This is a genomic window from Dermacoccus sp. 147Ba (assembly GCF_004151355.1).
Taxonomy (GTDB): domain Bacteria; phylum Actinomycetota; class Actinomycetes; order Actinomycetales; family Dermatophilaceae; genus Dermacoccus; species Dermacoccus abyssi.
The window spans coordinates 15,815-38,123 of sequence record NZ_SEHL01000013.1 but is presented as its reverse complement, the minus strand read 5'-3'; the positions used below and the strand labels follow the sequence as shown (position 1 = coordinate 38,123).

Below are 22,309 nucleotides of genomic sequence, written 5' to 3'. Positions count from 1 at the left end.
ACTCAGTCGAGATCGAGCTGAGGGTTTACCGTGCCCACCGTGCGAAGGCGCTCGATGACGACGCTCGCACGACGGCGAATTTCGGGACTCAACGCCTCGTCGGAGCGGGCGCTCACCGACAGACGCGTGGCGCCGTCCCGCACTCCGAGGCGAACGTAGGGCCTCTCCGCGGCACTCGATTGCGGCGTCGCTTGTAGTGTGCTCAAGGCCGTCGCGGCATCCGACCATCCGTGGGTCCGCGTCGTCGGACCCACGGCGACGGTGGCGTACGTCTGCGCGCACCGGAAGGTCAGATGAGTGCTAGTGCCATCGGTGCCGGCCGCCTTCGTCAGGGCCGCAACCGTTGGCGCGCTCACGGTGTCGAGATCCTCGCACTTCGTTGCGATGACGTCGGATTCGACGACGAAGGTAGCCTTCGCCGCAGGCTGTGCGCGGTCGGGGAGCAAGCGCGCTTCCGTCCGCGGGTTCGTGCGCGCCACGTCGAGAAAGGCGTGTGCTTGCGCCGGCGTCAGGGCTGGGCCCGAGGTGGTCACGGAGAGGCTGTTGTCACCGTTCGCGTTCAACCCGGCGGTGAAGAAGTGGATGGACGCGGGGATGTTTGCCGCCATCGGGTGCGCGCCCTCGGGGTAGCGGCTGCGGACGAAGGCCGCGGCGCCCCGAACGTTCGCGGCCGTGGCGTCGTCCGTGAGGTCGATGTCGATGTCGAACCCGTAGCGCTGACCCTTGCAGCCGTCGATGCACTCGATCGATTCCTCGGCGCGAACCCTTGCCACGCCGGGCCGCTCTTCGAGTTGCTCCTCGAGAGCATGTGCGTAGGCAGGCGCAGGCTGGGTCGGTTCGCGGAACGAGGAATCGTGCCTTGTGAGGTTGACGACGGCGACACCGGCCGCGATCAGCGCCACCACCAGGGCGAGCGCCACCATCAGCGGCCAGCGTCGGCGTCGTGTTGTTGTCATGATGTTTGGACGACAACGCCCGCGCGCCGGTTCCACGGCCCGCGCGGGCGTTCGGTTCTGGCCGGCGGGCGCGGCGGGAAGGGTTTGCCTCCGGTGTTTGTTTGAATGGTCGACGAACCACAATCTTTTTCGAGGAGCAAGGCCTGTGGCCACCATCGAACTGACCGGTGACACGTTCACCGAGACTATCGAGAACAACGACATCGTCCTCGTCGACTTCTGGGCGGCGTGGTGCGGCCCGTGTCGTCAGTTCGCGCCCGTCTTCGAGGAGGCGAGCAACAAGCACGAGGACATCGTCTTCGCGAAGGTCGACACGGACGCCGAGCAGGAACTCGCGGCGGCGGCGAACATCCAGTCGATCCCGACGCTCATGGCGTTCCGTGACGGCCTCATGGTCTTCTCCAACTCCGGCGTGCTGCCGGCGAACGCCGTTGACGACCTCATCCGTCAGATCCGCGAACTGCCCATGGACGACATCCGCGCGCAGATGGAGGCCGAAGCCAAGGGTGCAGCCCCGGCGGGCGGCGGCTGCGGTTGCGGCGGCTGCAACTGCGGAGCCAACAACGGCTGACCCAGTGGTCATCACCGACGCGATGTCATCGAGCGCCTCCAACGCCCCATCGGGGAGCTGCTGCCCACCCACATCGGCCGGATCCGCACGGTGCGTCTCGGTCTCATGATCGGCGGCGCCGTCGCACTCGTGCCGTGGGTGCTCTACGTCAGCCTCACGCTGCCCGTGCAGTACGAGGCGCACAACTGGCGCTACGCGTGGGTCGGTTTCGATCTCTTCCTCGCCGCGCTCATGGCACTCACCGCCTACTGCGGATGGCGACGCAAGCAGGTCGTCATGCCGCTGTCGTTCGCCACGGGCGTCCTGCTCGCGTGTGACGCCTGGTTCGACGTCATGACGGCGGCGGCCGCGGAGCGTGGCGAATCCCTGCTGTCGGCGGGCTTGCTCGAGTGGCCGCTCGCGTTCGTCATGATCGCCGGATCGCTGCGTCTGTTGCGCGTGGCGGCACTGCGCAGCTATCGCCTCGACGAGGGAGACTCGCTGTGGAACCTCAGTATTCCTGCCGCCTGGGTGGAGCGGACGCACCGTCACTGAGGCGTGTCAGGATGGCGCAATGACTTCGTCGTCCCCGATCGCAGCGCACCTCGTCCTCGGCACGATGTACTTCGGTACGAAGACGGACGAGGCCACCTCGTTCGCCCTCATCGACCGCTACGTCGAGGCCGGCGGCACGGTGCTCGACACCGCCAACTGCTACGCGTTCTGGGCGAATCCGAGCGGCGCCGGCGGGCAGAGTGAAGCGACGCTCGGCGCGTGGCTCCGGGCCAACCCCGGGGTGCGCGACGGGCTCACGATCGCGACGAAGGTGGCCCAGGAGCCCGTGCGTCCCGGCGACTTCACCGAGTGGGAGGGCCTTGCGCCCGAGGTCATCGCCACGCAGTTCGAACGCAGCCGTGAGCGCCTCGGCGTCGACGTGATCGACCTCTACTGGGCCCACGGCGAGGACCGTGCCACGCCCCTGACAGACGTCGTGGCCGCCATGGGCGCCCTGCACGCGAACGGCTCGGCGAGGCGTCTCGGCGTGAGCAACCACCCGACGTGGCGTGTCGAGCAGGCGCGCATGCTCGCCGAGCAGCAGGGCGTCGAATCGTGGACGGCGCTGCAGCTGACGACGAGCTACGTGCGTCCGCGCCCCGACACGCAGGTGCCGGGCAAGGATCACCGCTTCGGCTTCGTCACCGACGAGACGATCGACTACCTGCAGACTCACCCCGAGATGGAGTGCTGGGCCTACAGCCCGCTCGTGCAGGGCAGTTACGACCGCGCCGACCGTCCGTTCCCCGACGTCTACGACCACCCGGGGACGACGGCGCGTCTCGCAGCTCTCGCTGAGGTGGCCGAGGCGCACGGTGCCAAGCCGGGGCAGGTCGTGCTCAGCTGGCTCGTGCAGAGCGAGCCGAGCCTGCGACCGATCGTCGGCGTCAGTTCGCTCGAGCAACTCGACGAGGCGCTCGCCGCGCCTCAGCTCACCCCCGACGAGATGGCAAAGCTCAACGAGGCTAGCTGAGCGTCACGAGCGACGGGTCATTCGGCACGCACGACGACCATCGCGATGCCGATGCGTCCTTCGACGCCGAGCTTGCGCTGGATCGTCGCGACGTGTTGCTTGACCGTGCTCTCGCTGAGGAACAGCTCGGCAGCGATGGCCGGGTTCGTGCGTTCCGCCGCGACGAGCCGGGCGATCTCGACCTCCCGCTCGCTCAACCCTTGAAGCAGGCGACGTGCCTCACGACGCCCCTCGCCTCCGCCGTCGAGGTAGCCCGAGCGCAGGTGACCCGCGCTGCGCGCCGACATCGGGCTCTCGCCCGCGTGCGCTGCACGAACAGCGTCGTACAGCTCCTTGCTCGCGGCCGACTTGAGGATGAAGCCCACCGCTCCCGCGTCCATCGCGCGCGGCACGTACTCCTTCTCGTCGAACGTCGTGAGGATGACGACGCGCGGCGGGTGGGGCCGCTTCGTCAGCGCGGCGGTGGCGTCGATGCCGTTGAGGCGTCGCATCTGCACGTCCATGAGAACGACGTCCGGGTGATAGGCCGTGACGGCGTCGATGACCTCGTCGCCGTCGGAGGCGGTGGCGACGAGGACGATGTCGGGGGCGCCCTTGAACATGACGCGCACGAGGTCGAGCACCATCGGGTCGTCATCGACCGCGAGCACGCGGATGGGTTGTTCGGCGTTCGTCATGGGCGCTCTCTTCGCGTCGGGAGTGTGGTGAGTCATCGGGGCAGGTGCCAGGGCAACCTCGCCGTGGCGGTGTAGGTGCGGCCGTCGTCGCTCGGCCCGGCCCAGAACTGGCCACCGAGATCGTTGGCTCGCCGTCCGATGCCGGCCAGGCCACTCTGGCTGCCGGTACCCGAACCGCCGGGAGCCATCGGATTCTCGGTGGAGATGACGAGCCCGTCCCGTGGGTTGCCGTGGATGCTCAGGCGGACGAGGTTTCCGGGGGAATGCTTGCGTGCGTTCGTCAGCAACTCGGTGGTGATCCGGTACGCGCTGCGCGACACGACCGGATCGAGTGGCTTGCTCTGGTCGACGAAGACGTTCGACGAGACGGGGGTGCCCGCGTCGATGCACTCGGAGACGAGCGTCGCGATGTCGGCCAGTTCGTACGGACGCTCGCCGGCCTGGGGCCCGTGACGCAGGATCGCCAACAGCGAACGCAGGTCGGTCATCGAACCGGCCGCGCCCTGTTGGATCTGCCGGGCCCGATCTTCGACCTCCGGCGCCCCGGCTGCCTGTGCCTCGATCTCGAGCGCGTTGGCCTGCATGGCGAGGATGCTGAGGCGATGCCCCAGCACGTCGTGCACCTCCCGCGCCAGGGCTTCGCGCTCGTCCTGCTCGGCCAGGCGTCGCCCCAGATCCTGCGCGCGCGACTGAGCCTCGGCGGCGTATGTACGGGCCTGATGCGCTTGACGTTGGGCCTGTGCGGCGCGGGCGTGCTCGCGCGTCACGTCCCGACGGCTGCGCCGGAGCAGAGCCACCCCCGCGAAGGCCGCGACGAGCAACGCGGTGATGAGCACGACCTGCCACAGCGCCATCGGCTCCCACGTGCCGGGGCTGCCGTCGGGATGTTCGAGGCTGTTCCAGAAGCTCGTGCCGGCGCGCGTGCCTCGCGAGTCGCGCCACACGGCCGCGAACGTCGCCAGCGTCGCGCCCGCCGCCACACCGACCCGAGCGCGCACGTCGGGATGCCACACGATGACGCTCGCCATCGCGATGAGCGCCGGAAGGCTGTCCGCCGGCAGGAACAACGGCGGAAGACAGGCGATGACGGCGGTGACGAGGAGGGCAGCCGTCGAACGAAACCGCCAGCACAGACCCGCACACACCGCGAGTGAGGCGAAGAACGCGGCAGCAGTCAGGTCGCCGATGGTCTCGCCGGCGCGGTGACCGTAGAGGCGGGTGTCCGCATACCCGGCGGCCAGCGAGGCCGAGAGGAACGTCGTTGCGATGATGCCGACGTTCGTCCACACCCGTCGCCGCTTCGACGTATCCCCGACGGGCAGCGTCGAACTCGAAGCGGGCGCGGGGGAACTCACGGCGTCACTGTAGAGGCAGGAGGGTGGCCATCGGCCGGAACTGCCGGGGACGATCCTTCCACCCCGCCTGCAGGAGCCGGCCGCGACGAGCCGGTGCACACCCACCCGTAAGTCCCCTGCCGCCCGCCGGTCAGGTGTGCCTAGGGTGGGAAACATGACGATCAACGCCGAAGGAAACGCAAAGAACACCGAGGAGAAGCGGGCGATCCGCTGGGCTGTCGTGGGAGGCGGCCAGATCTCCCAGCAGGCGTTCATGCCGGCGATCGGCCGTACGGAGAGCTCCGAGCTGGTCGCCCTCGTCTCCGGTGACGAGGAGAAGCGCGACCGGCTCGCCGGGCAGTACGGTCTGGCGGCCTACGGCTACGAGCAGTACCCCGAACTGCTCGCCTCGGGCACCATCGACGCCGTCTACGTCGCCACCCCCGTCTTCCGCCACCGCGAGTTCGCCGTCCCGGCGCTCGAGGCCGGCATCCACGCGCTCGTGGAGAAACCGTTCGAGGTGAGCGTCGAAGCCGCCCAGGCGATCATCGACGCGGCCGAGCGTGGCGGGGCAACCCTCATGGCCGCCTACCGCCTCCACCAGGAGCCGGGCACGGTGGCCCTCGTCGAGGCGGTGCGTGGGGGCGCGGTCGGTGAACCCCGATTCTTCTCGAGCGTCTTCGCCCAGACGATCGACGAGCGCAACCACCGATCCAACAACGGCTTCTGGGGCGGCCCGGTGGCCGACATGGGCACCTACCCGCTCAACGAGGCCCGCATGCTCTTCGACGCGGAGCCGATCGAGGTCAGCGCTCACGGTGTGCGCACGAGCGATCGCGACTTCCCCGACACGGTGGCCGTCACCCTCGTCTTCCCGGACGAGCGGGTCGCGCAGTTCACCGCTGCGTACTCGACGGCGTACACCGAGAGCTTCACGCTGGCGGGCAGTGAAGGCATCATTACGTCCTCGAGCTGCTACGACTGGGGCGGTGACGTCGCCATCACCTGGACGACGACGGATGCCGACGGCAACAGCAGCGAGCACCGGTACGACCCCGTCGACCAGTTCGCCGGACAGGTCAAATACTTCGTCGACTGCGTTCGCGCCGGGTCCGAGCCCGAACCCTCGGGTGCCGAGGGCCTCTGCGACGTCAGGGTGCTCGCCGCCATCGAGAAGTCGCTCGAGTCGGGTGAGCCCGTGAGCCTCGAACCGTACGAGCGCACGTGGCACGTGACGAATGAGCAGGTGCGCTCGGTTGCCCCGGGTCACGACCCGGGCGACGACGAGATGGTCTCCGTCATCACCCAGAACCCGTGACGCCTTCGGGTGTTCACGGGCGCGCCATGCGCTGATCTCGGGGGTTGTCGGTGCCGCGCGGCACAATCGGTAGCAGTCCCCGCGATCAGGAGTGTGCCATGACCGACGAACACCCCGCTGACTCCCACGAGATCATCCGCGTCGAAGGCGCGCGGGAGAACAACCTCAAGGACGTGAGCGTCGAACTGCCGAAGCGGCGCCTCACCGTCTTCACCGGCGTCAGCGGCTCGGGCAAGAGCTCGCTCGTGTTCAAGACGATCGCGGCCGAGAGCCAGCGCATGATCAACGAGACCTACTCCTCGTTCGTCCAAGGCTTCATGCCGACGCTCGCGCGCCCCGACGTCGATCTCCTCGAAGGGCTCACGACGGCGATCATCGTCGACCAGGAGCGTCTCGGCGCGAACCCGCGCTCGACGGTCGGCACGGTCACCGACGTCAACGCGATGCTGCGCATCCTGTTCAGTCGCCTCGCCACGCCGAATATCGGTGGGCCCCGCGCGTACTCGTTCAACGTCGCCTCGGCGTCGGGTAGCGGCTCGCTCAAGAAGGCCGACGGCACGCGTGAGGTGCGTCAGTTCAGCGTCACGGGCGGCATGTGCCCGCGCTGCGAGGGTCGCGGCAGCGTGAGCGACTTCGACCTCGACCAGCTCTTCGACAAGGAGAAGTCGCTCGCCGAGGGCGCCCTCACCGTGCCGGGCATGACGATGGACGGCTGGTACGGCCGCATCTTCGCCGGCTCCGGTTTCTTCGACATGGACAAGCCGCTCAAGAAGTACTCCAAGAAGGAGATGGACAACCTCCTTCACAAGGAGCCGACGAAGATCAAGGTCGAGGGCATCAACCTCACGTACGAGGGTGTCATCCCGAAGATCCAGAAGTCGATGTTGAGCAAGGACGTCGAGGCGATGCAGCCGCACATCCGCGCCTTCGTCGAGCGGGTCGTCGTCTTCCGCACGTGCCCTGAGTGCGACGGCACGAGGCTCACGGAGGGTGCTCGCACCTCGAAGATCGGCGCGTACTCGATCGCCGACGTGTGCGCCATGCAGATCACCGACGTCGCCGAGTGGTCGAAGAGCCTCGACGAGCCGTCCGTCGCACCGCTGCTCAAGGGGCTGACGGAGACACTCGACTCGTTCGTGCAGATCGGTCTGGGTTACCTCTCCCTCGAACGCCCTTCGGGCACGCTGTCGGGCGGCGAGTCGCAGCGCGTCAAGACGATCCGCCACCTCGGAAGCTCGCTCACCGACGTCACGTACGTGTTCGATGAGCCGACCGTCGGCCTGCACCCGCACGACATCGAGAACATGAACGACCTGCTGCGGCGCCTGCGCGACAAGGGCAACACGGTGCTCGTCGTCGAGCACAAACCGGAGACCATCGCCATCGCCGACCACGTCGTCGACCTCGGCCCCAGCGCAGGCAGCGAGGGTGGCCGCATCATGTTCGAGGGCACCGTCGAAGGCCTCGCCGGGTCCGACACGCTGACCGGCCGCCACCTGCACGATCGCGTCACGCTCAAGGAAGCGACGCGCAAGGCGACGGGCGCCCTCGAGATCCGCGGCGCGAACTCGCACAACCTGCGCGACGTCGACGTCGACGTTCCCACCGGTGTGCTCGTCGTCGTGACGGGCGTGGCCGGCTCGGGCAAGTCGACCCTCGTCCACGGCGGGCTGGGCGGGCGAGACGACGTCGTCGCCGTCGACCAGAGCGCCATCAAGGGATCGCGCCGCTCCAACCCGGCGACGTACACGGGCCTGCTCGACCCGATCCGCAAGGCGTTCGCCAAGGCCAGCGGCGTCAAGCCGGCCCTGTTCAGCGCGAACTCCGAGGGCGCATGCGAGGCGTGCAAGGGTGCCGGCGTCATCTACACCGACCTCGGCATCATGGAGACCGTCGAGACGTCGTGTGACGTCTGCGAGGGCAAGCGCTTCAAGCCCGAGGTGCTGGAGTACGAGCTGGGTGGCAAGAACATCGCCGACGTGCTCGCTCTCTCCGTCGCCGACGCCCTTGCCTACTTCCGGGGCGAGACGAACGACGGCGCCGCTAAGGTGCCGGCCGCCGTCAAGGTCCTCGAACGCCTCGACGACGTGGGCCTCGGCTACGTGAAGATCGGTCAGCCGCTCACGACGCTCTCGGGCGGCGAACGTCAGCGTCTCAAGCTCGCCACGCACATGGGTGACAAGGGCGGCACGTACATCCTCGACGAGCCGACCACGGGTCTGCATCTCGCGGACGTCGAGCAGTTGTTGTCGCTGCTCGACTCCCTCGTCGACGCGGGCAAGAACGTCATCGTCATCGAGCACCACCAGGCCGTCATGGCCCACGCCGACTGGATCATCGACCTCGGACCGGGGGCCGGCCACGACGGGGGGCGCGTCGTCTTCGAAGGCACCCCTGCGGAGCTCGTCGCCGATGCTTCGACGCTCACCGGCAAGCACCTCGAGGCCTACGTCGCATCGTGACGGCCACGGGCCCGGCCACCGGTGATGCGAGCGACCGCCCGGCGGTGCCGGTCCTTGCCACCGCGGCGCGCACGGGGCGGGCGTGACCGCGCGCTCGCGAACCGGTGCGACGGCGCCGCGCCACGTCCGGACGGGCGTCAGCAGGCGCTGCGTCTGGCCGTCAGTTCGAGAGGCTTGATAATCGTGCTCATGCCCTTGGGTACGCGAGAGCACACGCTGGCCGCGGAACCGGAGTACTCGACGTTGAAGACAGGCTTGTTCGCCGCGAGCATCGGCGCGTAGCGGTCGCACTCGTCGTAGGCGACACATTCTTCGTTGACGGCGAAGTCGATGCTCGTCTGCAACTGCGGGAGGATTTCCAGGCTGTTCTTCAGGCCGATCGCGAGGCCCCGCTTGTGCGCGTCGGCGATGAGCTGACGTTGGTAAGCGACGGCGTCGGACTGCTTGAGGGGGAAGCCGCTCGTCGCGGCGTAACCGTCCATGTTGTCGGGGTCGACGGCGTCGAAGCCCTTCGCCTTGCACACGTCCATGCGCTTGGCCATGATCGGCGCCAGCGTGGCGCGCTGGCGCACGTCGAGCCAGCGCTCGCCCGGCCAGTCATCGAGCGGCTTGCCCAGCGTCGACGCGGGGAACTTCTTCGCGTCCGGACGCCACTGCTCGTACCCGCCGGCGTTGATGTAGCAGATCACCTTGATGTTGCGCCGGTGCAGAGCGGTGACGGTCTTCGTGCTCGTCCCCTCCCAGTCGAGGTTGTAGACCGATGCCTTGACGGAGGTGTCGAGCGCGCCGCTGTACTGGATCTGCCAACTCTGCCCACGCGCGGGCTTCCACCACGTGGCGCCCGGCTTACCGTTCGACGTTGCGGCGCTCGAGGCCGTTCCGGCGGCACTCGCGGACGACGGAAGGGCCTGGTCGTCCGTGGCCGCGCACGCACTTGTGGTGAGCGCGAGCACGAGCGCGCCCGCTGCGGGGAGCGAGGTCTTCATCGTTCCTTCACGAGTTCAGGGTGACAGTCGGCGTACGGCGCGGGCAGCGCGTCCCACGGGTTGGGCAGGCCACGGTCGGTGGCCCAGCTGAAGTGCGCCCCGCGGCTCGCGGCCAGGGCCGGCACGGAGGCGAGGTGCTCGGGTGGCACGCCGTGCACGAGGTGCCACTGCTTGTGCGGGCTGACCGCCTGCAACCACTCGGGCATCTGCAGGTGGGCGTAGTCCTGCCAGGCAGCCTCGGCCACACAGGTGACGTCGGCCGTCTCGACGAGGCGTCGCGTTGGCACGACGCCGGGGTTGGCGATGACGTGCTCGACCCCGGCACGCCGCAGCGCGTCGATCCACTCGACCGACCAGGCGCCCTGACGATCCTGCGACGGGACGCAGTCGAGCATGACGTCGTGGATGCCGTACCACCGCTGCCACTGTTCGACCTGCTCGAGCACGTCACCCCAGGGGCGCTGGCCATAGCCGACGTTGACGTACCCGACCGTCGTCGTGGCGAGCCCGCGCGCGAGCGGTTCGCGGTAGTAGGGATCCTGCGGTCCGCGGCCGGGCCCGTTCTCGATGTTGACGACGACGAAGCCGAAACCGAACGCGCCCTCGGCGAGGCGCTGCCAGGCGAGCGGAGCCTGCGCGGGGTGGATGTACCAGGGCACGGCCGGGGTGGGTTGAAGAACGTGGAACACGGGGATCACCAATTCGCGGAGTGGGAGGTGCGTCGGGCCGTGACGGCGCTGACGGTGACGAAGAGGACGAGCGAGGCCAGGAGGAGGCCGACGGCGTCGCCGGCGGGCAGGCAGACGAGGACGAGGCCGAGGCTGCCCACCGCCACTGCGGCAGCGCCGAGGGCGTTGCCGGTGCGCAGTTGAACGCCGGAGCCGGTCGTGGCGAGGGCGGTGATGAGCACGGCGGGCAGGAAGACGTGGGCGTCGTTGCGGTCACCGCCCGCGGCAGCGAGCATGTAGAACGCGGCGATGAGCCCTACGCCGCAGACGAGGCCGACGGCGAGAATGCCGAGCCCGGCCGTCATCCACCGCAACTGACGCCAGCTGTCCGTGAGGAACGCGAGGCGCTTCGCGCCGAGCAGGGCACTGTCGAGCACCGGTTCGCAGGCCGCGGAGGCCGCGAGACCAGCGATCGCCATGGGCAGCGTGAACGCGTTGCCGACGTGGGCGACGAGCACCATCAACTGGGTGATGAGCGCGAGCGTCTGAAGGGTGCTCCAAGCCAGGACGGGATGGAGCACCTCGCGCGCCAGACTTCGCGCGCGCTGCTGTTGCTCCCGGGCTGCGCTCGTGACGATGTACCCCGTCACCGCGGCGAACCCGACCACGATGACGCGGCTGACGACCGTTGCCGCGCCCGGTTCGACGACGAGCAGTACCCCCGTCAGCGCGGCGCAGGGCAGGACGGCGACGAGAAGCTGCACGGGCGAACCGATGACGACGAGAGCCGAGATCGCACAACTCCACAGGGCCCACAGCAGCGGCACCCACGAATCCACGACGAGGCAGGCGCCCGCGGAGAGCAGGAGGGAGACGGAGCCGACGCAGGCGCCGTTCACCTTCGCCTTGAGGCGACTCGCAGAGGACAGCCCCTGCCACATCGTCGCGCTGACGAGCTGCCCCGCGAGCCAGCCGACGGCGCCCGCCGTGAAGACGGCGTTCGTGTTGTACGACGTGACAGTCGCGATGCAGATGAGGACGCCGCACAGCATCGTGAGGGATCGGGCGAGCGCCTGGCTCCAGGCCCGCCTCCACGTGCGCACCTCGTCCGTGCGCTCGCGGCCCGTGAGGACGACGGCGCCGGCCAGGCGCGTGCGCACGAGCGCGTCAGCGTGCGCGAAGGTGTTCGCATAGCCGTGGCGCACCGAGCTGCGTCCCCCGAACCCCATCGATTCGAGGTGAGCGGCGGCGTCGAAGAGGTCGACGGTGTTGTCGACCGAGGCGGCGAGCTCGGGGTGCGTCTCGTCGTCGCCCGTCGCCCTCGTCCCGGTCGCTTCCTTGAGCGTCATCGACACGACTCGGCCTCCGTGGTGGTGGGTGCGGCGTGGGTCGCGGCGGCGTACTCACGTGTGGCGCTCGAGTCGGCTGCCTCGAGGGCGCGGCGGACGTCGTCGAGGTCTGCCTCGGGCACCGTGGCGGCGCTGCGCTGGTAGATGCACCGGTAGCGTGCGGTGAACTTCGCGAGGTCGAACGTCGACAGGGCGCGCTCGCGCGCACGGCGTCCCATGGCTTGCCGTTCCGCATCGTCGACGAGCAGGCGCACGAGCGCCTCACCCAGGGCCTGGGCGTCGCGTGGCGGTACGAGCAGCCCGCACGTCTCGTCGCGCCCGACGCACTCGTTGATTCCTCCGACGTCGGTGCTCACGGTCGCGCGGCCGCACATCATCGACTCGATGACGGTGTAGGGCAGCCCCTCGGAGATGCTGGACAGGGCGACCACGTGGCCCGCTTCGATGGCGGGTCGGGCCGAGGGCACCGCGCCCTCGAACGTCACGCTCGCCTCGAGGCCGCATGCGACGACGAGCGCGTCGAGTTCCGCCCGGTAGGCCTCGTTGCCGGCTGGCGTCGGGCCGAAGAGCCGCAGGCGGGCATCCGGTACCGAGTCGCGCACGATCGCGAACGCCTCGATGAGGGTGGCCAGGTCCTTGAGCGGGTCGATGCGACCCACGAAGCTGACGGTCGGCACGTCCGGCTCGCCCTCGACGGGTGGGAAGGCCGTGGCGTCGACGGCGTTGGGCACGGTGATGACGCGCTGCGCCTTCGCTCCGAGCTCGCGCTCCCATCCTGCGTTGAACTCGCTCACGGGCGTCATGAGTTCGCAGTGGTTGTAGACGGTCTGGCAGACGGCGCGCGTCATCGCCATAAGGGCGTAGCGCACGGTCCAGGGGAAGTTCGCGGCGCGCAGCGCGAGGTAGCGCTCGCGCAGGTGCACGCCGTGCTCGGTCAGGACGATGGGTGTGCCGTCCCGCCAGTGCCGGCCGAGTGCCATGAGCCCTGCCGGACCGTTCGTCGTGGCGTGGATGAGGTCGACGCTCGGCCATGACACGTTGAGCACCGCCAGAAAACGGTCGACGTGCCGCGAGACGTCCGCCGCCTGCGACCCCGACAGCGGTGGTAGGCCCGTGCCCTTCACGTGCGACGCCCAGGCGCCCATGAGCGCCTTCGTCCCCAGGCCGCCCGTGAAGTGCGCCATGAGGGGTTGGGCGTACTCGGCAGCGAGGACGCGCAGCCCTGCCGTCGCCGCCTGCAGGTCGACCGAGCGACCTGCAGGTGGCAACACGGCCGACCACAACTGGCGGTAGGCGGAGTCGATCTCCGACGACTCACCCCAGGCTCGCAGCGCCTCGAACGACCACCGACGCCTCACCTCACCCCACATGGGTTTGGCCTGGAACGAGCGGACGTTGGAGGGCAGCGACCACACGCTCTCGTGCTGCGTGCCGGTGAGCGTCACGATGGAGAACTCGTGTTCGGGTAGGTTCTTCACCAACTGGTCGCACCAGGTGCTGACCCCGCCGTGCACGACCGGGTAGGTTCCCTCGTTCAGTAACGCGACGTGCATGCTGGACTCAGCCGGCGGCCGCGATCAGGTCGCTGTCGGCGACCGGCTGTGCGACCACCCGCGTCGACGTGCCGTCCTTCGCCGTGCCCGGTGTGAGGGCAGGCGCGCTCGGGGTGGCGGGCGTCGCGGCGGCGGAGGTGTCCCACGAGGCGCTCGTGGCGAAACCGGTCGCGGTGGGCAGGGTGAACGTCTTGAGGCCGAGGCCGCGCAGGCGCACCCAGTCGGACGACTGCCCGCCGTAGCTCTGCCCGAACGTCGAAAGGCCCGAGCGGGTGCCGGACGGTGCCGTCACGGGCACGTCGATCGCGGAGAAGGAGTTGTTGAACAGCTGCAGCTTGGTGCCGGAGATCGTCGCCTGCACCTGCGAGCTCCTGGCCCGCCACGTCTGCTGACGCACGAGCTGCGTGCCCGCTTCGGCCGTCGTGACGTTGACGATGGGAGCGTTGTCGGCGTAGACGCCGCGGTAGGAGCCGAGAATGCCCTCGACGACCGGGTAGAGGATGCGGTCGCCCGTCAGGTTGCTCTGGTGGGCGTAGTGCGGGCGGGCGTCGTTGTCGAGCACGTGCCCCAGGGCGATCTGCTTCTCCTTGGGCACGATGTAGGAGTCGAACCCGTCCTGCGTCAGCGGCGTGATGCACGTGCTCGTGGCCGGGTTGTCCTCGCACAGCCCGGATCCGCCGTCGGCGCGGCTCGTGTAGAGCCAGTTGTACTCGTCGACGGCGTTAGCCTTCGTCGAGGTGTTGTAGTAGATGTTCATCGGGTGGCGCGGCACGGTCGTCGCGGAGCCGAGGACGCGCGGTTCGCTCTCGCGCGAGGCGTCCGAGGCGATCCACTTGATGCGCTGCTGCGTCAGGGCCGACGCGAGGTAGGGGTTGTCGGCCGGCATCTGCGGCAGCGACTTCAAACCCGAGTGCTCGCCGGTGACGAGGCTCGCGGCGTCGAAGTTGGGCAGCGTGTTCGTCTTGGCGTACGCGACGTTTTTGCTGATCTCGGAGGCGATCGTGGCCTGCGAGGCCCAGTTGATGCCACCCGTCGACGTCTTCGCGCACTGCCACGGCGTCGTCGAGTCGTCGTGAACACAGCCGAGGTAGGGGTGCGACCACGTGTGGTTGATCCAGCGGAACTCGTTCTTGTTGGCCAGCAACGACGCCTCGAGGGCGTCGGAGCCGGTCTCGGCCTTCTGGTCGGCCGCACCCGCGCCGTTGAAGGCGACGTCGAGCTTGACGCCGTTGGTGCGCTGCCAGGCGGCGAGCTGGTCGACGTCCTGGGCCGTCATGCGCGAGGTGGCGCCGGGCGCCGTCTCCGGGTAGGTGGCGGGGTCGCAGTCGTCGCCGACGGTGCAGTTGCCCTCGGCGTTCCACTCGGCGTCGGGCAGCAGGACGTCGTCGACCTGGACCGCAAAGAAGTTGCGCGAGTAGGACGTCGAGATGCCTCGGGTCAACCACGAGACGATGCCGTGCGAGAGCACCTTCCAGTGCTGCTGCGACGCGTTGGACGCGACGGTGCTGATGAGCTGCTCACGCCCGTCCTTGGCGTAGACGCCGAGGAGGGAGCCGTTCTCGCCCGTTCCGGGCACGGGGAGCGTGAGATACGGCGTATAGGTGGCGCCGTTGCTCGTGGCGGCCTTCTTCGCGATGTATCCGTAGCTCTCGGAAACACCGGGGGAGAGGTCGTCGAACGTGACCGATCCCTTGAGGTACTCGAAGCCGTTGGTCTTCGCTGCGCCGGACAGGTCGGCGGCCATGCCGTCGACGGCGCCGCTGTACTGGTTCTCCAGGCCGATGCCCGCGCTGGGCCAGTTGTACGCGCTGAACTCGCGCACCTTGAAGGTGCTCTCGTATCGCGCCAGGGTGGCCCGCTCGGCGGCGGTGAGGCTCGCCGGTTCGGCGCTGGGCGTCACGACACCCATGAACTTCGCCCGAGTGGTGAGCCACCCCTGGCTCGCGAAGAATGCCGGAGTCAGCTGCGGGCGCGAGGCGGAGGTGAGGTCGACCTTCTCGTAGTCGACGCCCTCCTTCGCGAGGCGGTCGACGATGGCACTGACCATGGGCTGGCCGTCGTCGAGGACCAGGACGGTGGCCTGGATTTCCACGGGGCGCGTGGCTGCTGCGGCAGGCGTGGCCAGAGCCACGCCTCCCGTGGCGAGCATGGCCGTAGCGGCCGTCGTCGCGATCGTGGTGGTACGCAGACGTGCGCGAATCGAGCGAGCGTTCATGTACTTCTTTTCCTTGCGGCTGGCCGAGATGACGGCTGCGATCAAGTCGGGCTGAGGCCGGACCGGGGGCGGAGCCCGGTCCTATGGTATGTGCGATAGCAGAATTAAATTTCGCCCAAGAAGCTCACGGGCGTCTAGGGCGGGTACGCTGAAACGGGCAGGGGTTCGCCAGAAGGAGCTGTCTGCCCAGTACTGGCGCCAAGTTGGTCGTGCGTTCAGCGGTTGTTATTTGATCGGTCGGCGTCGAGTGAGATGTCGGTCACTTTTTGGGTGCGCGCGCGGGCCCTGGGGCCATTGCCCGTTCAGAGGGAGTTCATAGCTTCGCGGGTGGCTCGTCGTCGGTGGCGAGTGGTTCGCCGGGACGGCTCGGCGCGGACGGTGCGCCCCGACCGATCGGGCAGGTGGATTCTGCCCGATCGACCGATGTGCGCGAGGGGATCGAGCGCGATGATCCTTCGGGTGTCGCCGCCGGATGCGAAGCGTACGAGGGGGCGACATCAACCATCGCCGTCGGCGCCACGCCGACCTTTCCCCGGAGAATCACATGAACGACGAGAACAACACGTTCCAGCAGCAGGGCCACTACCCCCAGCAGGGCTACCCGCAGGGTGGTTGGCAACCGCAGCCGCCGCCCAAGAAGAAGATTTGGTTCCTGCGCCACAAGTTCCTCACGGCGATCCTCGCGCTCGTCCTGATCGTGGGCTTCGGATCGGCAATCGGGGGAGGTGGCTCCAAGGGTGGTGACGACGCGGCGCCGAGCAGCAGCTCGAAGAGCAAGACCTCCGAGGGCAACTCGGATGGCGGGTCCAAGGACGGCGGAGACGCCTTGCCCGCGGTGGGTACGCCGGTGCGCGACGGCAAGTTCGAATTCACGATCACGAAGGTCGAGCGCGGCAAGAAGACGGTGGGGCAGCAGTACGTGAGTGAAACCGCTCAGGGCGAGTACACCCTCGTCCACGTCACCGTGAAGAACATCGGCGACCAACAGCAGGGCCTCTCGGACTCCGACCAGAAGGCCATGGACGCCTCCGGCACGCAGTTCTCCGCCGACACGATGGCAGGCGCTTCCATCCAGGGAAACGACGTGCTGTTCAACCAGATCAACCCCGGTAACCAGGTCAAGGGCGTCCTCGTCTTCGACGTCCCGGCGGGCACGAAGCTGACCCAGATCGAACTGCACGACTCGATGTTCTCCGGGGGCGTCAAGGCCGCCCTGTGACCCGCGAGGTGTCCGCCCCATCGGCGGGCGCCTCGCGTGGCCGGTCAGAACGGCTCGATCCGCCGGATCGCGTCTGCTCTCGCGCACGACCTTCCCCCGTGCCGGTTCTGGCCCGCCGAGCAAACTCCCTGCGCTCTCGTTGCGCGGGGCTCTGGGGAAGAGGGAGGGGCGCCACTCGCACACGAGTGGCGCCCCTTCCCGCCGTGCGGCGGTCGCTGCTCGGCGGTCTTCCCTGTCTCCGTCCTGCTCGCGGCCTGCCGCGTCCCTTGTCGGGAAATTGACGGCTGCGCAGGGGAAGTGTCAGCAAATCCACAGGTGCGGGAGGAGTGGACGCTCGGTGGAGGTGGTTGGCTGGGAGATGTCCGCGGTCGACCCCGCCTTCTGCGGGTTGGGTTGCCTCATCACTCCAGGAATCACCATGCGAACCTCGTCCGACGCCCCCGGCATCACCAGCTTCACCGACGAGCAACTCGTGCGTGTGGCCCGACTCTTCGCGAGCGACGATTCGCTGGCCGCGCATCTCGACGACCTGCCGGCCGACGGGAACCGCCGCCGTGCCTCGCTGGCCGGCACACCCCACCTCGAGATGTGGGCCATCACCTGGCCGCCAGGCTCCACGAGCGGTTGGCACGATCACGGTGCCGCGTCCGGTGCCTTCGTCGTCGTGCGCGGATCGTTGCTCGAAGAGGTGCACCTGCCGTCGGGGGAGAAGACCACGCGCGTAGTGACGGCCGACGAACACCGTTGGCTTGCGCCCGGTCTCATTCACCGTACGAGCGCCTTCGGTGACAGCCCAGCCCTCACCGTGCACGCCTACGCGCCGTCCTTGGCGGGCGCCCGCACCTACGAGTCGGCGGAGCTGCGCACCGACGCGTGAGCGTGGACGGCGCTCTGACGCGTCGACGCGCGGGGTCATAATGTCGGCCACGACGACCCCCTCGGTCACCGCCGACGACCTTCGTTCTCGCATTCGCCCGATGTCGGGCCGAGACCCCCACGAGAGCGGACGCGTGGCCAGCACGCTCGAGCTCCTGTTCGACCTGACGTTCGTCGTCGCCGTCGCGACGGGGGCGTCGCAACTCGCGCACGGGATTGCGGTGGGCCACGTGGCGGGCGCCGTCGGGCGTTCGCCTTCACGAGCTTCGGCATCATCTGGGCCTGGATCAACTACTCCTGGTTCGCGAGTGCGTACGACTCGGACGACTGGCTCTACCGTCTGCTCACGATGGTGCAGATGGTCGGCGTCGTCATTTTCACCCTCGGCATCCCGCGGACCTTCGAGGCGATCGAGGAAGGGCACTTCGACAACACGGTCATCGTCATCGGGTACGTCATCATGCGGGGCGCGATGCTGTGCCAGTGGGTGCGCGCCTATCGCAGCGACCCCGAGCACCGCAGGGCGATCGCGACGTACATGGCGACCCTCGTCGTCGCACAGATCCTGTGGGTCGCCACGACCTTTCTCGAGGGCATGCACCTGCCGCTCCCGGCGATCTTCACCCTGACGACTCTCGTCACGTGCGTCGAGCTGACAGGGCCCCTGATCGCCGAACGTGGAAAGGGCACCCCGTGGCACGCCCACCACGTCGCGGAGCGACACGGCCTGCTCACCATCATCACGATCGGCGAGATCGTCACGGGCACCGTGCTGACGCTCGAGGAGATCCTCGGAGACGCCGAGCGCACCATCGACTGGGGCAGCGCGATCCTCGTGGCGCTCTCGGGCATCGCCATGGCGGTGGGCATGTGGTGGAGCTACTTCATCACCCCGTTCGGCAAGGTGCTCCATCGCTTCCGCAGCCGCTCGTTCGGTTTCGGCTACGCCCACTTCCTCGTGTGGCCGAGCCTGGCGGCCGTCGTCGGGGGCCTGCACGTCGTCGCCCTGTCGTTCGAGAAGACGGGCTCGCACGTCGACCACACGGTCGCCGCTCTGGCGCTGGCCGTTCCGGTGGGCCTCTACACGGTGGCGCTGTACCTCGCCCACTACCTCACGACCCGCTCCTGGGCCGGCCTGCACACGTTCATCCTGCTCGCGACCCTCGCCGTGCTCGCGGGTGCGGTGCTCCTGTCGACGCAGCACGTGTCGCTTCTCGTCGTCACCGTCGTTCCGTGGATCACCGTGGCGGCCTTCGAGCTCTACCGCGGCGCCGCCCACGAGGCGATGGTGCTCGAGGGGCTGTACGAGCACGATCGTCGTCAGGCTGACGGCCGACGAATGGCTCGTGCGCTGCACAACCCGGGCAATCGCCTGTCGGACGCGGCGCCGTCGACGTACGCTGACGCAATGGCGAATGTGGAGACGACGATCACCGGGGGCATCGCCCACGTCAAGCTCAACCGACCGGACAAGCTCAACGGCCTCACGTTGCCCATGCTCGGGGAGCTGGTGGCTGCGGCGCACCACGTGCGCACGAACAAGGCCGTCCGCGTCGTCGTCGTCTCGGGTGAGGGACGCTCGTTCTGCGCCGGTCTCGACTTCGGATCGGTCAACAAGGCCCCGGCCAAGATCATCCCGGCCTTCATCCCCCGCCCCTGGCGCGGCACGAACACCTTTCAGGAGGCCTGCTGGGCGTGGCGACGCGTGCCGGTTCCCGTGATCGCCGCGGTGCACGGCCACTGCTACGGCGGCGGCCTGCAGATCGCCTTGGGCGCCGACTACCGTTACACGACGCCCGACGCCGAGTGGTCGGTGCTCGAGGGCAAGTGGGGTCTCATCCCCGACATGTCGGGCGTGCAGTCCCTCAAGGAACTCGTCGGCATCGATGTGGCGAAGAAGCTCACGATGACGGCCGAGATGTTCTCCGGCGAGCGCGCCGTCGCACTCGGCCTCGCCTCCGAGGTGCGCGGCGACCCCCTCGCGTCGGCCATGGAGCTCGCTCAGGACCTGACGACGAAGTCGCCCGATCAGCTCGCCGCCGCGAAGCGTCTGTTCAACCGCTCGTGGAACGCCTCGGCGCGTACGACGTTCCGCCGGGAGCGCGCCGAGCAGCTCGTGCTCCTCGTGTCGCAGAACACGGCGAAGGCTCGCAAGGCAGCGTTCGCCAAGGCGGGTGCTCGCGCCGAGGCGCGCGCGGCCGTCAAGTACAGCCCGCGCGTCCTGCCTTAAACGCGTGCAGGGATTTCATCCGTAGAGGGGTGGACGCCTGTCAGAACAAGCCGGTGACGGCGCCCTCGGAGTCGACGTCGATGGCCAGCGCGGCCGGCTTCTTCGGCAGACCCGGCATCGTCATGAGGGAGCCGCAGACGAAGACGACGAAGCCCGCACCGGCGGCCAGGCGCACCTCGCGCACCTCGACGACGTGGCCCGACGGGGCGCCGCGTTCGGCGTCGTCGGTCGTGAACGACTTCTGCGTCTTCGCGATGCACACGGGAAGGTGGCCGTAACCCTCGTCCTCGAACTGGGCGATCTGCTTGGCGACGGCCGAGGGGATCTCGAGTCGCTCCGCGCCGTAGATGCGCTGCGCGACCGTCTCTGCCTTCGCCGCGAGCCCGAGGTCGTCGCCGTAGGTGAACGACAGCTCGGGCTTCTGGCCGGACGTGATCTCGACGAGGGCCTTCGCGAGCCCCGCCGCGCCCTTGCCGCCGTCGGCGAAGTGGGTGCAGATCTGCACCTTCACGCCGAGCCCCTCGACGTGTTTCGTGAAGGCCTCGATCTCGGCGTCGGTGTCACTCGGGAAGCGGTTGACGCCCACGACGACGGGCAGGCCCCACACGTCGCGGATGTTCGCGAGGTGGCGCTCGATGTTGCTCATGCCGGCGAGCATCGCCTCGACGTTCTCCGTAGTGAGGTCGGCGACGGCCACGCCGCCCTGGTACTTCATCGAACGCACCGTCGCGACGAGGACGACGGCGTCCGGGCGCAGGCCGGTGAAGCGGCACTTGAGGTCGATGAACTTCTCCGCGCCGAGGTCGGCGCCGAAGCCGGCCTCCGTCACGGTCCAATCGGCGTGAGCGAGGGCGGTCTGCGTCGCCGTCACCGAGTTGCAGCCGTGCGCGATGTTGGCGAACGGGCCACCGTGGACGAAGGCGGGGTTGCCCTCGAGCGTCTGGACGAGGTTGGGCGCCAACGCGTCGGCGAGAAGAGCCGCCATGGCGCCGTGGACGCCGAGGTCGCTCGCGGTCACGGGTGCCTTCTCGTAGGTTCGCGCGACAACGATGCGACCGAGGCGTTCCTTGAGGTCGTCGATCGAGGTGGCGAGGCAGAAGATGGCCATGACCTCACTGGCGACGACGATGTCGAAGCCGGATTCGCGCGGCACGCCGTTCGTCGGGCCCCCGAGGCCGATGACGATGTCGCGCAGCGCGCGGTCGTTCATGTCGAGCACGCGTTTGAAGGTGATGCGGCGCGGGTCGATGCCGAGCGCGTTGCCCTGCTGCAGGTGGTTGTCGAGCACCGCTGCGAGCAGGTTGTGTGCGGCGGCGATGGCCGCGAAGTCACCGGTGAAGTGAAGGTTGATGTCCGTCATCGGGTTGAGCTGGGCGCGCCCTCCGCCGGCGGCCCCGCCCTTCATCCCGAAGACGGGCCCCATGCTCGGCTCACGCAGCGCGGCTGCGGCGGACTCGCCGATGTGGGCGAGCCCGTCGACGAGGCCCACCGTGGTGGTCGTCTTGCCCTCACCGGCGGGCGTAGGGCTCGTGGCGGTGACGAGCACGAGCTTGCTTCCCTCGCGTCGGGCACGTCGCTGCACATAGGGAAGGGAGACCTTGGCCTTGTGCGGGCCGTAGCGGAAGATCTCGGATTCGGGAATGCCGATCTTCGACGCGATCTCCTCGATGGGTTGCATGGGGGAGGCGGCTGCAATCTCGACGTCGCTGGGCATGCAATCCTCGTGGTTCAGGGGACGATGACGTTCGCCGGTGTGAGCGTCGCCGCTGACGCTACCTTTTGCGCAACTGCTGTTTCACACTCGGCCGAGAGCGAGCGCGGCGAACATGAGAGCGGCGACGCTCTCACCGTCGGTGACCTCACCGTCCGCGACGAGGCGCATGAGGCCTTCCCACGGCACGGCACGCACGGCGGAGATCCCTTCGGCCTTCTGCTCACGGGCTGCCCTCTCGGCGTCCTCGACACTGGCCGGGGCCTGCAAGCCCGTGGCGAGAAAGACGTGCTCGGGGGCGTCGCACACTCCGTTGAGTGCGTTCATGCGCCCGATTTCGCGCCACTCGCGGGCCGTGTAGCCGGTCTCCTCGACGAGCTCACGCTGCGCTGCGAGCAGCAGGTTCTCACCGTCGCTGCCGCCAGCCGGTACCTCGAGTGACATCGCCTGGGTGGGGTAACGGTAGAGCGAGACCATGAGGACTTCGTCCTCGTCCGTCATCGCCACGACGAACACGGCCGGATTGCGCATGGTGACGACGCCGTACACGCCTTCGCCGCCGTCGGGGCGCACGACGGCGTCCTCCCGGACGCTGATCCACGGGTTGGTGTACTTCGGGGTGCTCGAGCGCGTGGTCCAACAGCCGGAGTGCGTCATGACTAGACCGTAGCCAACGG

At 68.6% G+C, this 22,309-nt stretch carries 18 protein-coding genes and 1 pseudogene; 9 read left to right on the top strand and 10 right to left on the bottom strand.

Annotated elements, in window-relative coordinates; translation table 11 throughout:
• Nucleotides 1-2: 2 nt before the first annotated feature.
• A complete protein-coding gene (locus EVU97_RS13835; protein WP_129666630.1) occupies nt 3-956 on the bottom strand; it encodes a hypothetical protein in 954 nt (317 codons plus the stop codon).
• A gap of 145 nt (nt 957-1,101) precedes the next feature.
• Here EVU97_RS13835 and trxA point away from each other — a divergent pair, with 145 nt between their 5' ends.
• The 3 genes from trxA to EVU97_RS13820 all read left to right on the top strand — a co-directional run bounded on the left by trxA (nt 1,102) and on the right by EVU97_RS13820 (nt 3,034).
• Entirely contained in the window at nt 1,102-1,527 is a 426-nt protein-coding gene (gene trxA / locus EVU97_RS13830) for a thioredoxin (protein WP_118914664.1), read from the top strand.
• 90 nt (nt 1,528-1,617) lie between these two features.
• A complete protein-coding gene (locus EVU97_RS13825) occupies nt 1,618-2,061 on the top strand; it encodes a hypothetical protein (protein WP_205744927.1) in 444 nt (147 codons plus the stop codon).
• A gap of 19 nt (nt 2,062-2,080) precedes the next feature.
• The gene (locus EVU97_RS13820) at nt 2,081-3,034 is read left to right on the top strand and encodes an aldo/keto reductase (RefSeq protein ID WP_129666628.1); all 954 of its coding nucleotides are present in this window, start codon (nt 2,081-2,083) and stop codon (nt 3,032-3,034) included.
• Nucleotides 3,035-3,051: 17 nt separating this feature from the next.
• Here EVU97_RS13820 and EVU97_RS13815 read toward each other — a convergent pair whose 3' ends face one another.
• Both EVU97_RS13815 and EVU97_RS13810 read right to left on the bottom strand, forming a co-directional pair.
• Nucleotides 3,052-3,711, bottom strand: a complete 660-nt coding sequence (locus EVU97_RS13815; protein ID WP_165357980.1) for a response regulator transcription factor — start codon at nt 3,709-3,711, stop codon at nt 3,052-3,054.
• 32 nt (nt 3,712-3,743) lie between these two features.
• Nucleotides 3,744-5,066, bottom strand: coding sequence for a sensor histidine kinase (locus EVU97_RS13810; RefSeq protein ID WP_165357979.1), 1,323 nt, complete (start codon nt 5,064-5,066; stop codon nt 3,744-3,746).
• Nucleotides 5,067-5,220: 154 nt separating this feature from the next.
• Between EVU97_RS13810 and EVU97_RS13805 the strand changes: the two genes are divergently transcribed.
• Together EVU97_RS13805 and EVU97_RS13800 are read left to right on the top strand one after the other, a co-directional pair.
• Nucleotides 5,221-6,363 carry a Gfo/Idh/MocA family protein gene (locus EVU97_RS13805; RefSeq protein ID WP_129666624.1) on the top strand — a complete coding sequence of 381 codons (1,143 nt, stop codon included), beginning with the start codon at nt 5,221-5,223 and terminating at the stop codon, nt 6,361-6,363.
• A 98-nt stretch (nt 6,364-6,461) separates the two neighbouring features.
• The gene (locus tag EVU97_RS13800; RefSeq protein ID WP_129666622.1) at nt 6,462-8,825 is read left to right on the top strand and encodes an excinuclease ABC subunit UvrA; all 2,364 of its coding nucleotides are present in this window, start codon (nt 6,462-6,464) and stop codon (nt 8,823-8,825) included.
• A gap of 137 nt (nt 8,826-8,962) precedes the next feature.
• On the opposite strand, the gene EVU97_RS13795 is transcribed toward EVU97_RS13800, so the two are convergent.
• Genes EVU97_RS13795 through EVU97_RS13775 form a run of 5 tightly spaced genes read right to left on the bottom strand, consistent with a single transcriptional unit; the run spans nt 8,963 to nt 15,596 of the window.
• Complete coding sequence (locus tag EVU97_RS13795; protein WP_129666620.1) at nt 8,963-9,811, bottom strand: endo alpha-1,4 polygalactosaminidase; 849 nt, start codon at nt 9,809-9,811, stop codon at nt 8,963-8,965.
• The gene (locus EVU97_RS13790) at nt 9,808-10,500 is read right to left on the bottom strand and encodes a spherulation-specific family 4 protein (protein ID WP_165357978.1); all 693 of its coding nucleotides are present in this window, start codon (nt 10,498-10,500) and stop codon (nt 9,808-9,810) included. Before EVU97_RS13790 ends, EVU97_RS13795 begins: the two co-directional genes overlap by 4 nt.
• A gap of 5 nt (nt 10,501-10,505) precedes the next feature.
• Nucleotides 10,506-11,834 (bottom strand): hypothetical protein, encoded by a 1,329-nt coding sequence (locus tag EVU97_RS13785; RefSeq protein ID WP_129666617.1) that lies wholly within the window; start codon nt 11,832-11,834, stop codon nt 10,506-10,508.
• Nucleotides 11,825-13,381, bottom strand: coding sequence for a GT4 family glycosyltransferase PelF (gene pelF, locus EVU97_RS13780; protein WP_129666616.1), 1,557 nt, complete (start codon nt 13,379-13,381; stop codon nt 11,825-11,827). Before pelF ends, EVU97_RS13785 begins: the two co-directional genes overlap by 10 nt.
• A 7-nt stretch (nt 13,382-13,388) precedes the next feature.
• Nucleotides 13,389-15,596, bottom strand: coding sequence for a hypothetical protein (locus EVU97_RS13775; protein ID WP_129666615.1), 2,208 nt, complete (start codon nt 15,594-15,596; stop codon nt 13,389-13,391).
• Nucleotides 15,597-16,140: 544 nt separating this feature from the next.
• Between EVU97_RS13775 and EVU97_RS13770 the strand changes: the two genes are divergently transcribed.
• The 4 genes and pseudogenes from EVU97_RS13770 (at nt 16,141) to EVU97_RS15370 (ending at nt 19,921) form a co-directional block, all read left to right on the top strand.
• Nucleotides 16,141-16,815 carry a DUF4352 domain-containing protein gene (locus tag EVU97_RS13770; protein ID WP_129666613.1) on the top strand — a complete coding sequence of 225 codons (675 nt, stop codon included), beginning with the start codon at nt 16,141-16,143 and terminating at the stop codon, nt 16,813-16,815.
• Between the two features lie 418 nt (nt 16,816-17,233).
• Nucleotides 17,234-17,692: a cysteine dioxygenase family protein gene (locus EVU97_RS13765; RefSeq protein ID WP_165357977.1), complete on the top strand. Its 459-nt coding sequence runs from the start codon at nt 17,234-17,236 to the stop codon at nt 17,690-17,692.
• 258 nt (nt 17,693-17,950) lie between these two features.
• Nucleotides 17,951-18,910: pseudogene (locus EVU97_RS15375) on the top strand (low temperature requirement protein A); the annotation flags it as partial.
• Nucleotides 18,911-18,976: 66 nt separating this feature from the next.
• Nucleotides 18,977-19,921, top strand: coding sequence for a crotonase/enoyl-CoA hydratase family protein (locus EVU97_RS15370; protein WP_370448541.1), 945 nt, complete (start codon nt 18,977-18,979; stop codon nt 19,919-19,921).
• Between the two features lie 40 nt (nt 19,922-19,961).
• Here the strand turns inward: EVU97_RS15370 and EVU97_RS13750 are convergent, their stop codons facing one another.
• Together EVU97_RS13750 and EVU97_RS13745 are read right to left on the bottom strand one after the other, a co-directional pair.
• Nucleotides 19,962-21,635: a formate--tetrahydrofolate ligase gene (locus EVU97_RS13750; RefSeq protein ID WP_129666609.1), complete on the bottom strand. Its 1,674-nt coding sequence runs from the start codon at nt 21,633-21,635 to the stop codon at nt 19,962-19,964.
• Between the two features lie 81 nt (nt 21,636-21,716).
• On the bottom strand, nt 21,717-22,289 hold the full coding sequence (locus tag EVU97_RS13745; RefSeq protein WP_129666607.1) for an NUDIX domain-containing protein: 573 nt from the start codon (nt 22,287-22,289) through the stop codon (nt 21,717-21,719).
• Nucleotides 22,290-22,309 lie beyond the last annotated feature (20 nt).